At 60.1% G+C, this 15,742-nt stretch carries 14 protein-coding genes; 4 read left to right on the forward strand and 10 right to left on the reverse strand.

All coding sequences use genetic code 11. The features are described 5' to 3' along the window. Window positions 1-42: 42 nt before the first annotated feature. The 10 genes from trmB to IEX57_RS17375 form a co-directional block, all read right to left on the reverse strand. Window positions 43-723, reverse strand: coding sequence for a tRNA (guanosine(46)-N7)-methyltransferase TrmB (trmB, locus tag IEX57_RS17330; RefSeq protein ID WP_188705891.1), 681 nt, complete (start codon window positions 721-723; stop codon window positions 43-45). A 179-nt stretch (window positions 724-902) separates the two neighbouring features. Beyond that, on the reverse strand, window positions 903-1,355 hold the full coding sequence (locus IEX57_RS17335; RefSeq protein WP_188705894.1) for a GNAT family N-acetyltransferase: 453 nt from the start codon (window positions 1,353-1,355) through the stop codon (window positions 903-905). Between the two features lie 2 nt (window positions 1,356-1,357). After that, window positions 1,358-2,146 carry a thiazole synthase gene (locus IEX57_RS17340; RefSeq protein WP_188705895.1) on the reverse strand — a complete coding sequence of 263 codons (789 nt, stop codon included), beginning with the start codon at window positions 2,144-2,146 and terminating at the stop codon, window positions 1,358-1,360. Between the two features lie 62 nt (window positions 2,147-2,208). After that, window positions 2,209-2,412 (reverse strand): sulfur carrier protein ThiS, encoded by a 204-nt coding sequence (gene thiS, locus IEX57_RS17345; protein ID WP_188705897.1) that lies wholly within the window; start codon window positions 2,410-2,412, stop codon window positions 2,209-2,211. Window positions 2,413-2,844: 432 nt separating this feature from the next. After that, window positions 2,845-3,537, reverse strand: coding sequence for an energy transducer TonB (locus IEX57_RS17350; RefSeq protein WP_188705899.1), 693 nt, complete (start codon window positions 3,535-3,537; stop codon window positions 2,845-2,847). 93 nt (window positions 3,538-3,630) lie between these two features. After that, window positions 3,631-5,634: a transketolase gene (gene tkt, locus IEX57_RS17355; protein ID WP_188705901.1), complete on the reverse strand. Its 2,004-nt coding sequence runs from the start codon at window positions 5,632-5,634 to the stop codon at window positions 3,631-3,633. Window positions 5,635-5,910: 276 nt separating this feature from the next. Next, complete coding sequence (locus IEX57_RS17360) at window positions 5,911-7,623, reverse strand: PHA/PHB synthase family protein (protein WP_188705902.1); 1,713 nt, start codon at window positions 7,621-7,623, stop codon at window positions 5,911-5,913. Window positions 7,624-7,782: 159 nt separating this feature from the next. Further along, window positions 7,783-8,226 (reverse strand): hypothetical protein, encoded by a 444-nt coding sequence (locus IEX57_RS17365; RefSeq protein WP_188705905.1) that lies wholly within the window; start codon window positions 8,224-8,226, stop codon window positions 7,783-7,785. 119 nt (window positions 8,227-8,345) lie between these two features. Then, window positions 8,346-9,047, reverse strand: coding sequence for an N-acetylmuramate alpha-1-phosphate uridylyltransferase MurU (gene murU / locus IEX57_RS17370; RefSeq protein ID WP_188705907.1), 702 nt, complete (start codon window positions 9,045-9,047; stop codon window positions 8,346-8,348). Window positions 9,048-9,137: 90 nt separating this feature from the next. Then, complete coding sequence (locus tag IEX57_RS17375) at window positions 9,138-10,169, reverse strand: aminoglycoside phosphotransferase family protein (protein ID WP_188705909.1); 1,032 nt, start codon at window positions 10,167-10,169, stop codon at window positions 9,138-9,140. A gap of 95 nt (window positions 10,170-10,264) precedes the next feature. Between IEX57_RS17375 and IEX57_RS17380 the strand changes: the two genes are divergently transcribed. The 4 genes from IEX57_RS17380 to rsmA all read left to right on the forward strand — a co-directional run bounded on the left by IEX57_RS17380 (window position 10,265) and on the right by rsmA (window position 15,625). Continuing rightward, complete coding sequence (locus IEX57_RS17380) at window positions 10,265-12,406, forward strand: LPS-assembly protein LptD (RefSeq protein WP_188705911.1); 2,142 nt, start codon at window positions 10,265-10,267, stop codon at window positions 12,404-12,406. 8 nt (window positions 12,407-12,414) lie between these two features. Beyond that, entirely contained in the window at window positions 12,415-13,707 is a 1,293-nt protein-coding gene (locus IEX57_RS17385; RefSeq protein WP_188705913.1) for a peptidylprolyl isomerase, read from the forward strand. Window positions 13,708-13,732: 25 nt separating this feature from the next. Further along, on the forward strand, window positions 13,733-14,731 hold the full coding sequence (gene pdxA, locus IEX57_RS17390) for a 4-hydroxythreonine-4-phosphate dehydrogenase PdxA (RefSeq protein WP_188705914.1): 999 nt from the start codon (window positions 13,733-13,735) through the stop codon (window positions 14,729-14,731). An 87-nt stretch (window positions 14,732-14,818) separates the two neighbouring features. Beyond that, complete coding sequence (rsmA, locus tag IEX57_RS17395; RefSeq protein WP_188705916.1) at window positions 14,819-15,625, forward strand: 16S rRNA (adenine(1518)-N(6)/adenine(1519)-N(6))-dimethyltransferase RsmA; 807 nt, start codon at window positions 14,819-14,821, stop codon at window positions 15,623-15,625. Window positions 15,626-15,742: the final 117 nt, after the last annotated feature.

Raw genomic sequence — 15,742 nt, forward strand, 5'->3', positions numbered from 1 at the left:
ATATCGATAAACGCAGCCCGGCCGATCCGGCGTACAGCGTGATCAGCGAACCTTGAACACCAGATCCCACACGCCGTGGCCCAGGTTGATACCGCGCTGCTCAAACTTGGTCAGCGGACGGTATTCAGGGCGCGGCGCGTAACCTTCTGCCGTGTTCTGCAGCGCGCTTTCCGCGCTCAGCACTTCCAGCATCTGGATGGCGTAGTCTTCCCAGTCCGTCGCCAGATGCACGTAGCCGCCTTGTTTGATGCGGCTGACCAGCAGCTTGAGGAAGCCAGGCTGGATCAGGCGGCGCTTGTTATGGCGCTTTTTGTGCCACGGGTCCGGGAAGAACACGTGCACGCCATCCAGCGCGGCCGGGGCGATCATGTGTTCCAGAACGTCGACCACGTCATGCTGCACGATGCGGATATTGGTCAGGTTTTGCTCGCCCACAAACTTGAGCAGACTGCCCACGCCCGGGGTGTGCACTTCGCAACCCAGAAAATCCTGTTCCGGCGCGTTGCCGGCAATCTGCGCCGTGGCCTGGCCCATGCCAAAGCCGATCTCCAGAATACGCGGCGCATGGCGGCCAAAGGCGGCGTCCAGATCCAGCGGCTCTGGCTTGTATTCAATCAGGTACTTGGGGCCGAACTCGGCAATGGCGCGTTCCTGGCCAGTCGACAAATGCCCTTGCCGCAGCACAAAGCTGCGGATGCGGCGCATGTAATGAGGGTTATCCATAAAAACTCGGTGTACTCGGAATCAACATCAATCAGGTATTCAAATATCGTAGCCCGTCTGCGCCAGCCAGGCACGGCCAGGTGGCGCGGGGCAAACAAAACGCCGCACAAACCGTGCGGCGTTTTGATCAACTGGCGGGCATGTTAAAGCCTGCACCCGCTTTGCGCCACACTTGGGGATCAGCGGGCCAGCGGCAAGCTGTAATAGCGGTAGGTCTGGTCCAGCTGATAACCCAGCGACTCATACAACGCCTGCGCCGTGGTATTGGTGTGGGCAGTCGATAAATCCAGCCGGTCCGCACCGGTTGCGATCGCATGCTCGCGCGCTTTGTCCATCAAGGCCCGCGCCACACCGTGGCCACGCGCGGCCGGGCTCACATACAGATCATTGAGCAACCAGTACGGCGCGGCCGCCAGCGAACAAAATCCCGGGTAAAGCTGGATAAACCCCACGGCCACGCCATCAAGTTCAGCCAGCAAAACCACGCTTTGCAAGTTGGCCAGCCGCTCGGCCAGATAGGTCCGCGCCAGCGCCGGGTCAGAGGCCAGCTGGTAAAACACCCGGTAGTCGTTGAACAGCGGCGCAACAGCGTCCAGATCATCCAGCGCGGCGTAACGGATCACCAGCGCCATGCTTATTTGGCCCCGATCAGGCCAGAGATCGGGCTGGACGGATCAGCGCTGTACAGCTTGCGCGGCATGCGGCCCGCCAGGAAGGATTCGCGGCCGGCTTCTACCGCCAGCTTCATGGCGCGCGCCATGCGCACCGGGTCTTTGGCGCCGGCAATGGCGGTGTTCATCAGCACGCCGTCGCAACCCAGTTCCATGGCAATAGCGGCATCGCTGGCCGTGCCGACGCCGGCATCCACCAGTACCGGTACGTTAGCGTTTTCAATGATCAGGCGCAGGTTCCACGGGTTCAGAATGCCCATGCCCGAGCCAATCAGTGACGCCAGCGGCATGACCGCCACGCAGCCAATCTGTTCCAGTTCTTTGGCAATGATCGGGTCGTCCGAGGTGTACACCATGACATCAAACCCGTCCTTGACCAGCGTTTCCGCGGCTTTGAGGGTTTCGCGCACGTTGGGGTACAGCGTGGAGGAATCACCCAGCACTTCCAGCTTGACCAGCTTGTGGCCATCAAGCAGCTCACGCGCCAGGCGCAGCGTGCGCACGGCATCGTCCGCGCTGTAGCAACCGGCGGTATTGGGCAGATAGGTGTATTTGCTGGGCGGCACGGCATCAAGCAAGGACGGCTGGCTTGGGTCCTGGCCGATGTTCACGCGGCGGATGGCCACGGTGATGATCTCTGCGCCCGAGGCTTCAATGGCCAGCCGCGTCTCTTCAAAGTCCTTGTATTTACCCGTGCCCACCAGCAGACGCGATGAATAGGTTTTGCCGGCAATCTGGAAAATATCGGACATGAGCGACCTCGCAAAGAAATGAAAACAGATAAAGCGGGAAAGAAAGTCAGACAGAACGCGGTTTAACCGCCACCGACAGCCACAACGATTTCTAGCGCATCGCCAGTGGCCAGCGACGTATCGGCAAAAGTGCTGCGCGGCACGATCTCGCCATTGCGTTCGATCGCGACACGCTTGCCGGCCAAAGCGAGTTCCTGCACCAGATCAGCCACTGTCAGCACGGCAGCAAATTCGCGCGGCTGGCCGTTGATGGAAAGCTTGAGCATAAAAAATATCCGTGGCCGAACAGAAAGATGCGCAGTTTAACATGGGCCAACCGGCGGATTGCCGTCAGGCTTTGCATTGTTTGCCTGGAACAAGGGGTTGGTGGGGGCATAACAGCTTCGTCTTTTCGGTGTCGGCCGGAATCCCGTTCTGAACAACTGAGCCGCAGACGCTAACGCTCAGGTGCTTGCCCAGGAAAGCCCACCTGCAGTGGGCGGGCTGGATTCCTGCCTGCGCAGGAATGACGAGCCGGGGGTATGCACGTTTTTTCCGTCCCTCACGCCTCACGCCTCACGCCTCACGCCTCACGCCTCACGCCTCACGCCTCACGCCTCACGCCTCACGCCTCACGCCTCACGCCTCACGCCTCACGCCTCACGCCTCACGCCTCACGCCTNNNGCCTCACGCCTCACGCCTCACGCCTCACGCCGCCTCAATCCGTCAGCCTGAACTCCACCGGCTGCACAATCTCCCCTGCCACCTTGCGTCCGTCCCGCGTGGCCGGGACGAAGCGCCAGGTTTGCTGGGCAGTGCTACGCGCCGATTCGTCCAGCCTGGCTGATCCGCTGGACTGCAACACACCGACGTCCGCCACACCTTGTTCATTCACCCGGATGCGCAACACCACGGTCCCTGTTTCGCCCCGGCGGCGCGCAGCGTCGGGCAATGGGGGTTTGGGGGAATACACGATACGGGCCGATTCGGTCGGGCCTGTCGGGGCGGTTTCTCCGGGTGCCTCAGCATTGCCATGCGCGCTGCCAGCGGTGGCCGTTTGCGCCGTCACGGCTTCTGCGGCAGTTGTCTGGCCGCCCTGGGGGATTGCCGGGGTGGCTTGCGGCTGCGGTCTGCTCTGCGGCGCGGCTTGCACTAGCGGGGCGGACTGGTTTTTGGGCGATGGTTTTGGCGGTGCCGGTTTTGCGGGTGGCATCGCCGGGGCTGCGGTGGGCGCGGCTGAGGGTGCGACGGCAGGTTTGCCTGGTGCCTGCGCCAGGTGCACGGTCATCCGTTCTGCCGGCACCACGCCCTGCCCGACAAGGCCGCGCCAGAGCAGCAGGCAGCCGTGCGCCAGCAAGGCGCAAAGCAGCGCCAGCAGCAAGGTTCGACGGGACGAGAGTGGGGTTTTCACAAGCCAGATTATACGGGCGACCACAAAGAAAAACGGGCACCCGCGGGCGCCCGTTTTTTCATGACCACATGCATGTGATCAAAGAACTTCAACTTACTTGATGATCGCCTTGGCCTTGGCCACAGCGTTTTCAACGGTAAAGCCGAATTCCTTGAACAGCAGCGGTGCCGGTGCGGATTCGCCGAAGCGGTCCATACCCAGCACGTCGCCTTCCAGGCCCACGTACTTGCGCCAGAAGTCGGACACGCCCACTTCGATCGCCAGACGCGGCACGCCAGCCGGCAGGACGCTGGCTTGATAAGCCTTGTCTTGCTTGTCGAACACGTTGGTCGACGGCATGGAGACCACGCGCGATGCAACGCCTTCAGCGGCCAGGGCTTCGTGTGCCTTCACAGCCAGGTCCAGTTCGGAACCGGTAGCGATGAACACAACCTTCGGGTTGGCTGCATCACGCAGGACGTAACCGCCCTTGGCGATGTTGGCGATCTGCTCGTCAGAACGGGTCTGGAATTGCAGGTTCTGGCGGGTGAAGATCAGGGTCGACGGAGTCTTGGTCTGCTCGATGGAGTGAGCCCACGCCACCATGCTTTCCACGGTGTCGGCCGGACGCCATACGTTCATGTTCGGGATGTAACGCAGGGTGGCGGTCTGTTCCACCGGCTGGTGGGTCGGGCCGTCTTCGCCTACGCCGATCGAGTCATGGGTGAACACGAACAGTTGCGGGATCTTCATCAGGGCAGCCATACGCAGCGCATTGCGGGCGTATTCGCTGAACATCAGGAAGGTTGCGCCGTACGGACGGAAACCGCCGTGCAGCAAGATACCGTTCATGATGGCGCTCATACCGAACTCGCGCACACCGTAGCTGATGTAGTTACCCGACAGCGTGTTGTCGCTTTCGCGGGTCAGTTGCACGCTGGCCTTGACGTTGGTCAGGTTGGAACCGGTCAAGTCAGCAGAGCCGCCCAGCATTTCCGGCAGGGCCGGCACGAAGGCGTTCAGGGCGTTTTGCGAGGCCTTGCGGGTCGCGATGGTTTCAGCCTTGCCGTTGGCATCAGCCACGGCAGTCTTCACCACTTGCGCCCAGTCAGCGGTCAGGCGACCTGCGTTACGGCGTTCGAACTCGGCAGCCAGTTCCGGGTGGGTCTTGGCGTATTCGCGGTACAGCTGGTTCCAGGAGGATTCCCACTTTTCGCCAGCTTCTTTCTTGTCCCAGCCAGCGTACACGTCGGCCGGAATTTCGAACGGGCCGTGGTTCCAGCCAATGGCAGCGCGGGTAGCCGCGATTTCAGCGTCGCCCAGCGGGGAGCCGTGGCTGTCGTGGCTGTCGGCCTTGTTCGGGGAGCCCTTGCCGATGATGGTCTTGCAGCAGATCAGCGTCGGACGGTCGGTGATGGTCTTGGCTTCTTCGATGGCTTTCAGGACAGCTTCAACGCTGTGGCCGTCGATCGGGCGGATCACGTGCCAGCCGTAGGCTTCAAAGCGGCCCGGGATGTCTTCGGTGAACCACTTGTCGGTGTGGCCGTCGATGGAGATGTTGTTGTCATCCCAGAAGGCAACCAGCTTGTTCAGGCCCCAGGTAGCGGCCAGTGCGCAAGCTTCGTGGCTGACGCCTTCCATCATGCAACCGTCGCCCAGGAAAACCCAGGTGCGGTGGTTCACGACGTCAAAACCCGGACGGTTGAATTCTTGACCCAGCAGCTTTTCAGCCAGGGCAAAACCGACGGCGTTGGCAATACCCTGACCCAGCGGACCCGTGGTGGTTTCAATGCCTTCGGTGTAGCCGTATTCCGGGTGGCCCGGGGTCTGGCTGTGCAGTTGGCGGAACTGCTTGAGTTGTTCGATCGGCAGGTTGTAGCCGGTCAGGTGCAGCAGTGCGTACTGCAGCATGGAACCGTGGCCGTTAGAGAGGATAAAGCGATCGCGGTTAGCCCAATGCGGGTTCTGCGGGTTGTGGCGATAGTTGCCTTCGCCCCACAACGCTACAGCGATTTCCGCCATGCCCATCGGCATGCCCGGGTGACCGGAGTTGGCTTTTTGAACAGCATCCATCGCCAGGGCGCGGATGGCATTAGCGAGATCGGCACGCGTTGCCATATTGAGAATTCCTCTCGTAAATGATTCGAAACAACTTCGAGTTGTGGAAATGAAATGAGCGCGAACGGTTCGGAACGCGCCTTCGCACTGGCCGACATTATCCCCGAGTCATGCCCCTGGGGACAACCCGTAGCCATAGCAATTCTCGTTACGTTTTAAACACAAAGGCCCAAACCGGCAAATCAGGCGGCCAGACGCACCAGAACAGGTCGTTTTACGGCGTTTTCACAGCCGGTTGAACGGTGTTTCCAGGGCCTGGCCGCCTAAAAGGTAAGGTCATTCCATTACATATTGACCTGGCGCAGACATGATCCGCGCATATTGCCGGTTGGAAAGTTTGGGTTTGACCTTGTTGCCGCTCTGAGGTTGCAGCCATTGTGACCAGGAGGGCCACCAGGAACCTGCCACCTTCTGTAGAGGTTCAACCCAGTCTTCCGGCGCCTGACCGCGCGTCACCGTGGCCTGGCGATAGGTGCGCTTGGAGGTGGGCGTGGGCGGGTTGACGATGCCCAGGATATGCCCGGAACTGGACAGGGTGAACGTCACCGGCCCCTTGGCCAGCCGGGTGAGCGCCCAGGTTTGTTGCCACGGGGCAATGTGGTCTTCTTCGGTCGAGACCATAAACAGCGGCGTTTCAATGCGCGACAGATCAATCGTCTGCCCGGCAATGGTCAGCACGTCAGATTTGATCAGCCGGTTGTGGAAATAGAACTCGCGCAGGTAATAGCAATGCATTTTCTGCGGCATGCGGGTGGTGTCCATATTCCAGAACAGCACGTCGAACGCCATGGGCGTCTCACCCAGCAGGTAGTTGCTGACCCAGTAATTCCACACCAGGCTGTTGGGCCGCAGCATGCGAAAACTCGACGCCATCTCGCGACCATCCAGATACCCTTTTTGCGCGATGGTGCGCTCGACAAACGCCAGCCCTTCTTCATCCAGGAAAATGTCGATATCGCCGGGCTTGGAGAAATCCGTCAGCGAAGTCAGCAAGGTGGCACTGTTGACCTTGCCGGCTTCACCACGTCTGGCCAGCCACGCCAGGTAAGTGGCCACCAGGGTGCCGCCGATACAGTAACCGGTCAGGTTGACGGTATCGCTGCCGGAAATCGACTGCGCAACTTCAACAATCTTGTCGATGCCATCGGTGATGTAATCATCAAAGCTGACGTCGGCAGCCTCCGGGCCGGGGTTGACCCAACTGGCGATGAACACCGAAAACCCTTGCTCGGTCAGGTATTTGACCATGCTCTTTTTGGCGTCCAGATCCAGCACGTAGTACTTGTTGATCCACGGCGGCACGATCACCAGCGGGATTTTGTACACGTCCAGCGTGACTGCATCGTAATGTATGACTTCCAGCAACGGCCCGCGATACACCACCGATCCTGGCGTCAGCGCCAGGTTTTCGCCGACCTTGAAGGCATCCGGGTCGGTCATGGAAATCTCGCCGCGCTGGGCGTCCCGCGCCAGGTTTTGCAAACCCTTGACCAGCGATTCGCCGCGGGTTTCCAGCGCACGGCTCATGGCCACGGGGTTGAGGAAGAAATAATTGTTGGGCGCCACCGCGTTAAGCCATTGCCGCAACCAGAAGGCGGAGCGATTGCGCTCGCTCTGGGTCAGGCCGGGCGTGGCAAACAATGAATCTTGCAGCCAGCGGGTATTGAAGAGATACCACTCTTTCAGACTGTCCCAGGCGGGGTGCTCGGTCCAGTCCGGCGCGGCAAAGCGGGCGTCATCGGGATGCGCTTCGAAAACATCACCGACCGGCTGCCCCAGCCAGCGCCGCCAGGTGTAGTCGCCCCACTGTTTGAAATCGTCGTACCAGAAGGCCAGCGCGCCGGCCAGTTCCGTCGGGTGCGTCAACCAGGCATTTTGTGCCTTGAGCGTGGTCGCCACGAGTCCGAACGGGTCGAAAGCGTGTCGCAGATCGCGTTGCAGTGTGTTCAGACGGGCTGTCTGGTCCTGCAACAATGCACGTGTATTCATGATAACTCCGTGATCTGACAGGTCTTTCAGATTACGGTGCGCTGCAGCAAAAAACAATGCAGGATTTGGCGGGGAACTGACGAAGCGCGATCCGGTCGGCGCAGACAACAACAGCGCACGGCCATCGCCAGTGCGCTGTGCAGGGGAGGTGTGCGCCGATCAGGCGCTGGTATTGAGTACGCTGCCCGGTGCATAAGGCAGTGTTTGCGACTGGCCGTTGGCACCCGGGATGATGATGTTGAGGTTGTTGCTGGCGTCCGGTTGCAGAGTCCAGGTGGTGCTGCCCGTGGTTTCGGCGGTTTGGTCTGCCGCCACGGCCATATAAATCTTCATGCTGGTTTCGGCGGTTTTGCCCAGGTACAGCGTGCTGGCGATATCTTTTTGCGTATCGGAGAGCTTGTTCTGCGTCTGGCCAGAAATATCGCCATTTGCCGGCGGCTGCGTGGCACCGTTGGTGGTATCGGCAGGCAGTTGTGTCGGGCTATTGGCACTGTCTGCCGGCAACTGGGTGGCGCTATTGCCACCTGCGGGCAACTGGTTTGCGCTACGCGCTTGTTGCAGTGATTGCAGGCTTGCTGCCTGATTTACTGAGCCGACTTGCATGACACACCTCCACCTGAATGCTTTCGATAGCCATCAGAATACCAATGGCATTAAAGCATGCTAAGTGAATAATGCTCAGTAAAATCAGGCAGTTTTACCGACGACCTGTCGATTGCGACTTAACGCCCGGCCACCCGCACCAATTCATTTGCCGTCGTCAGCCGCTCCACCGTCCCGACGTCCAGCCACTGGCCAGAAAAGACCTCGGCCGTCATGTGCTGCGCGCTCATGGCATGCAGGAAATGCGGCAACAATGGCGAGGGCGCGTTACGCGGTACGTCGGCAAAAAACGCCGGGGCATACGCCGCCACCCCGGCAAACGTCATGGGGACATCACCCGCTTCGCTGACTTTGGCAAAGCCGGCCGGATCAATCGCCAGATCACGCCCAGTCGGGTAATCGGCTTTGGGCATCAGCACCAGGTGGCCGGTACGCTGCGGATTGCGCGCCATATCGGCCAGCACCGGTTGCAGGCGGCCAAAATCGTAATCCGTAAAGATATCGCCATTGACCACCAAGAACGGCGCGTTGCCCAGCAAGGGCAAGGCATGGGCGATACCGCCCGCCGTTTCCAGCGCCATGGTTTCCGGCGAGTACTGAATCCGTACGCCCCACTGGCTGCCATCGCCCAGGCGCTGTTCGACCAGATGGCCCAGCCACGCATGATTGATGACCAGATCAGTGACGCCGGCCGCAGCCAGGCGCTCGATATGCCAGACGATCAACGGTTTGCCGCCGACTTCCAGCAAGGGTTTGGGACAAGCATCGGTCAGCGGCCGCATGCGCTCGCCGCGCCCGGCCGCCAGGATCATGGCATGCATAGATGTGTGAGGAGTCTGGTACAAGAGGTAAGGAGCAAAACAGGAGTGAGGTGCGGGTTTTGAATCTTCACCGCCCCCTCTCCCATTACGCTAGAACGTAAAGCCGCTTTCGATTTTCTCGCCCTGGGCGTTGAGCAGGATGCGATACAGCCCGGTCAGCTCATCGTAACGCTGGCACACCTTGCGCATGTAACCCAGTACGCGCGGCAGATCATCCAGATACCGGTCTTTGCCATCGCGCAGGTGCAGACGGGCAAACAGACCCAGCACTTTCAGGTGTCGTTGCAGGCCTTGCCACTCGAACGCTTTGTAGAAGTCGCCAAAGTCCGGGTTGACCGGCACACCGGCAGCGCGGGCCTTTTCCCAGTAGCGGATTACCAGATCGAGCACGAAACCTTCATCCCACTCGACATACGCATCGCGGAACAGACTGACCACGTCGTAACAGAGCGGGCCTTTGACGGCGTCCTGGAAGTCGATGACATAGAGATCATCGTTTTTGAGCATCAGATTGCGCGAGTGATAGTCGCGCAGCATGAAGCCCATGGGTTGCGACATGCACTGGGCGACGATCAGCGCGGTGCTGCGCTCCCAGACCTGCAGCGCCTTGCCTTCCAGTTCAACGCCCAGATACTTGCCCAGATACCACTCACGGCCAATGTCCATCTCGCGGCGCAGGAACGCAGCGTCGAACACCGGCAGGTGGTCAAACGTCATGTTTTTCTGGATATCCACCAGGGTGTCGATCGCGCGCAGATACCAGGCTTTGGCTGCGGCTTCGCTCGTCAGCAGGTCGGCCAGCAGCACATCACCCAGATCATCCAGCAAGGTCAGACCCAGCGCTTCATCATGGGCGATCACGGCCGGCACATGAATGCCGCCTGCCGCCAGTTGTTGCCCGATGGCCAGGAACGGTTGCACGTTGAACGCTTGCGGATCGGCATCCATCACGATCAGCGTGCGATCAGGCCAGGTGGCGCGCCAGTACACGCGTACGCTGGCATCAGAGCCGCCGGGCCTGAGGGTTTGCGGCTCGGTCAGCGTGACTGTCCTGAGCCAGGATTTGATTTGATCAGCGCGTTCCGGCGTTCCGGGCGCTGCAATGTGAACGGTTTGCTGCATGATAGGCACTGCATTGCGGTAGAATCCGGCAATTCTATCAGCACGTCGCCCCGGCCCGCATGTTTGCCACTCCTCCCTTTCGCTGCTCAGTCTTGATGTTTGCACTCTTCAGCGCGCTTGCACACGCTGCTGATGACGCTTCGACCCAAGAGGTGCCGATCTCGATCGAGGCCGATCACGTCGAGGGTCAGCAACCGGATAACGCCAAAGCCACGGGCGATGTGCAGATCACCAAGGGTGACGAGTACTACTACGCCGACTGGGCCACCTACGATCAGAACGACCAGCATCTGAAAGCCGGCGACAACGTGCGCATGGAGCATCAGGGCGATGTCATGAAGGGTCACGAGCTTGACTACTACATGGATCGCAAGGAAGGCTCGATGTCCGATCCGGACTATCAGATCGCCCAGGGTCTGGGACGTGGCGATGCGGTGACCCTGCTGTTTGAAGGCGACAAGCAGTACCACCTGCAAAAGAGTCGCTTCACCACCTGCCCGGTGGGCAATGATGACTGGTTTATCCACGCCAACAATATGTGGCTGGACTACAACACGAACAAAGGCGAGGCGACCAACGCCTGGATCACGTTCTACGACACGCCGATCCTGTACATGCCGTACATCAATTTCCCGTTGAGCGACGCGCGCCAATCCGGCTTCCTGGCCCCGGCGCTGGCGTTGAACAACCGGAACGGTCTTGACCTGACCCTCCCGTATTACTGGAATATCGCGCCCAACATGGACGCCACCTTCTACCCGCGCTATTTCAGCCGCCGGGGTCTGATGGTTGGCGCCGAGTTCCGTTATCTGGAACCTACTTACAACGGCATCCTGCGCACCGACGCGTTGCAGGATAAAGAAGCCGACATGACGCGCTACGATATTTTCTGGAAACACTCGCAGAACCTGACCGATCGCCTGCATCTGTCGCTGGATATCGAAAAGGTCTCGGACGACAACTACTTCAACGACTTTGGCGACCGTGCCGCAGTCGCCTCGCAGACCAACCTGCCCCGCCAGGGTGTGCTGAGCTACGGCGGCGACGGCTGGGGCGCGTCGGTCAACTGGTTGCACTATCAGACGCTGCAAAGCACCGTCAATCCGATTGCCATTCCGTATGCCTTGTCGCCGCAGGTTTCGTTTGGCACATCGCCCACGTTCATGGACGGCCGGATCCAGACCAACGTCCAGGCCGAATTCACCAACTTCACGCATCCAAGCGAAACCAACGGGTATCGCACCTGGGTTTACCCCAGCGTGTCCGTGCCGTTCCTGACGTCGTACAGCTTTATCACGCCCAAGATTGGCGTGCATGCGACCAACTATCAGTTGTCTGACCCGGACGGCACCAGCCTTGGCAGCGAAAACCGCGTGCTGCCGATCATGAGTCTTGATAGCGGCCTTGTGTTCGAGCGTGATCTGGATATCCAGGGCGACAGCTTTACCCAGACGCTGGAACCGCGCGCCTACTATCTGTATATCCCGTACAAAGACCAGTCCAACCTGCCTAATTTCGATTCGGCACTGACGGACTTCTCGTACTCGCAGATGTTCTCGGAAAACCGCTACACCGGTAACGACCGGATCAACGATGCCAACCAGATCACGGTGGCGCTGACCTCGCGGATTTTTGAATCCGATACGGGTATTGAGCGCTTGAACGCCACCATCGGCCAGCGCTTTTATTTCCAGAGCCCGCGCGTCTCGCTGGATAACAGTGAACTGCCCAACAGCAGCAAGTCTGACCTTCTGGTCTCGCTGGGTGGCGAAGTCATCCGCAAGCTCAATGCGCAGTACGAAATCCAGTACAACCTGCAGGATCACACCACCTCGTACAATTCGTTCGGCCTGCAATGGCGCCCGGATACGGCCAAGGTGTTCAACCTGCGTTACATCTACAGCACGTATACCAACCCGCTGACCAAACAGATTGATCTGTCCGGCCAGTGGCCGCTGGGTGCCGGCTGGTACGGCATCGGCCACGTCAACTATTCACTCATCCAGTCTGACCCGAACCGTTTTCTGGATACGCTGGCCGGGGTTGAATACAATGCGGGCTGCTGGGCGCTGCGACTGGCAGCGCAACGTTATGTCACGACTGACGGCGGCACCAGCAACACGTACTATGTCCTGCTTCAACTGGGCGCGCTGGGCGGGCTGGGCACCAACCCGACTTCTGCGCTGCGGACGGCTATTCCGGGTTATTCCGATATCTTTAGTAGTTCTAACAAGTGATCGACTTTATGAAGCTGAGCTCTATTTTCGCGCTGGTTGCTCTGGTGTTCTCTGTTGCAGCACCGGTCTCCCGCGCGGTCGAGGTCCAGACCGTGGACCGCATCGTCGCAGTGGTCAATCACGATGTCATTACGGCGAACGAACTCTCTGCCCGGGTCGCCCAGGTCAAACAGAATCTGAAGCAACAGAACATTCCGGAACCGCCGACCGACATCCTGCAACACCAGGTGCTCGAACGGATGGTCAACGAACAGGTGCAAGTGCAGTTTGCCGCCTCGACCGGCATGAAGGTCGACGACGCCCAGCTCGATCAGGCGACCGCCGCACTGGCCAAACAGAACAAGATGAGCCTGCCGGAATTCCGTACCGCACTGACAGGTCAAGGCATTCCCTGGGCGCAGTTCCGCAAGGAAATCCGTACCGAGATGATCCTGCAGCGTCTGCGTCAGCGTGAAGTGGACAACCGTGTGTCGGTGTCGGATGCCGAGGTCAACGAATACCTCAAGCTGAACGCCAACAAGCCGCAAATGGATTATCGTCTGGCCCATATCCAGATTTCCGTGCCGGAAAACGCCACGCCCGATGAAGTCCAGGCCCGTCGCAACAAGATTGTTGCCGCCCGCCAGGCCGTTAATTCCGGTCAGGATTTCGGTACCGTTGCCGCGCAATACTCCACCGCCAAAGACGCCACCGAAGGTGGTCAACTGGGCTGGTATGCCGCAGGTAGCCTGCCGGAGCAAATGGTCGCCCTGTTGCAACAAATGCAACCGGGCCAGATTACCGACATCATCCGCAGCCCGTCCGGGTTCGAGCTTGTGAAACTGATGGAAGTGCGCAAGCAGGAAAACCATCAAGTGGTGCAACAAACCCACGTGCGCCACATCCTGATCCGCCCGACCGAACTGGTGTCTGAAGGCGAAGCCCAGGCCAAGCTCAAGCAGATTCGTGACCGCATCATGCAAGGCGCCAAGTTTGAAGACATGGCCCGTGCGTTCTCTGAAGACGGCAGCGCCAGCAAGGGTGGTGATCTGGGCTGGATCAACCCGGGCGAGACCGTACCCGAGTTTGAACAAGTCATGAACGCACTCAAGCCGGGCGAACTGAGCCAGGTGGTGCATACCCAGTTTGGCTACCACCTGATCCAGGTGATCGAACGCCGTGATCAGGATGTCACCGAAGATCGTGAACGCCTGTCCGTGCGCAACGAGTTGCGCAAGCGCAAGGCCGACGAACAGTACGAAAACTGGGCTCGTCAGATGCGTGATAGCGCGTATGTCGATATCCGCCTGAAAGACGAATAAACCCAAGCCGGGATTGACGCCACGCATGTCTAATCTGCCCCGCATTGCCGTCACCAGTGGCGAGCCCGCCGGCATTGGCCCGGAGTTGCTCGCCGCGCTGGGGCAGATGAACCTGCCGGCGCAACTGGTACTGCTGGGCGACCGGGACCTGCTGCAAGCGCGCGCGGCCTGCGTGGGTAGCGCGGGCCAATGGCCGGCCTACACGCCAGAAGGCAACGCGCCGGTCTCGGTACTGCATGTACCGGTGGCCGCTCCGGTTACTGCCGGCCAGCTTGATACCCGCAATGCCCAGCATGTGCTTGATCTGCTGGATCGCGCGGTCGATGGCTGCATGGCGGGCGAGTTCGCCGCCATCGTGACTGCGCCGCTGCACAAGGGCGTGATCAACGAGGGGCAAACCAGCCAGAGTGGCAAGTTCTTCTACGGCCACACCGAATACCTGGCCGAGCGCACCCACACGCCGCGCGTGGTCATGATGCTCACGTGCGAGCAAATGCGCGTCGCGCTGGCGACAACGCATCTGCCACTCAAGGACGTGCCAGCGGCCATTACGGCACAAAGCCTGACCGAAACGCTGCGCATCCTGCACGCGGATCTGACCCACAAATTCGGCATTGCCCAGCCGCGCATCCTGGTCGCCGGCCTGAACCCGCACGCGGGTGAGTCCGGGCATCTGGGCCATGAAGAAATCGACATCATCACGCCGACGCTGGAAAAACTGCGGGCCGAGGGCATGCTGCTGATCGGCCCCCTGCCCGCCGACACCCTGTTCAACCCGGCGCAGCTGCAACGCGGCGATGCCGTGCTGGCCATGTATCACGACCAGGGCTTGCCGGTGCTCAAGTTCGCCAGTTTCGGCAGCGGCATCAACGTCACGCTGGGTCTGCCCATCATTCGTACTTCGGTCGATCACGGCACTGCGCTGGATCTGGCCGGGACCGGCAAGGCCGATGCGGGCAGCCTCGTGGCCGCAACGCAACTGGCCATCGAACTGGCCCACGCAAAGAGCCGGGCTGCCCCATAATCACTGAGCAGACACCCCTGACGCATGCTGGCCGCGCCAGTCATGCCGGATCGGGTATTTGCCTTTTTCACGCTTTCAGGTAACCGCATGGGCCATATTCCACGCAAACGCTTTGGGCAGAATTTTCTGCAAGACCAGGGCGTGATCTACGACATCGTCAACTGTATTGATCCCAAACCGGGCGAGCCCCTGGTGGAGATCGGCCCCGGTCTGGCCGCGCTGACCGAGCCCCTGATGGCGCGCGCCGGTCATTTGCATGTGGTGGAAATCGACCGCGATATCGTCAGCCACCTGCAGCAGCGCTTCAAGCCCGAACAACTGACCATCCATAATGTGGATGCCTTGCAGTTCGACTTCGGCACCCTGGCGCGGGAAATCGCACCGGGTTCACGCATCCGGCTGGCCGGCAACCTGCCGTACAACATTTCGACGCCGCTGCTGTTTCACCTGGCCGAGTTTGGCGATGCCATTGCCGACATGCACTTCATGCTGCAAAAAGAAGTGGTTGAACGCATCGCCGCCGAGCCTGGCACGGCCGATTACGGTCGTCTTTCGATCATGCTGCAAGTGCGCTTTGCCACCGAATACATGCTGGATGTGCCCCCGGGCGCGTTCTACCCGCCGCCCAAGGTTGACTCCGCTGTCATCCGCATGATCCCGTGGCCGACACCGCCCTGGCCGGTTGACGATATGCCGACGCTGGAAAAACTGGTGCAGACCGCCTTTGCCGCGCGCCGCAAAACCCTGCGCAATAACCTGCGCGGTGTGGTCGATGACGCCCAGTTGCTGGCGCTTGAACTTGATCCGGCCCAGCGCCCGGAACAGATCACGGTGGAGCAATATGTGCGTCTGGCCAACTGGCTGTTTGCCCAGCGCGGCAACACTGCTGCGTAAGCGATAACCCGCGTGGTCAAAGCGTCTGGATTGCCGTAAATTCAGTCACTTCCAGTCATGAACCGGCCGGTGCTTCCGGCCACTGAACCCAATATCAACCGGGCATCGCCAATGAAC

The organism is Silvimonas iriomotensis, assembly GCF_014645535.1.
GTDB lineage: Bacteria > Pseudomonadota > Gammaproteobacteria > Burkholderiales > Chitinibacteraceae > Silvimonas > Silvimonas iriomotensis.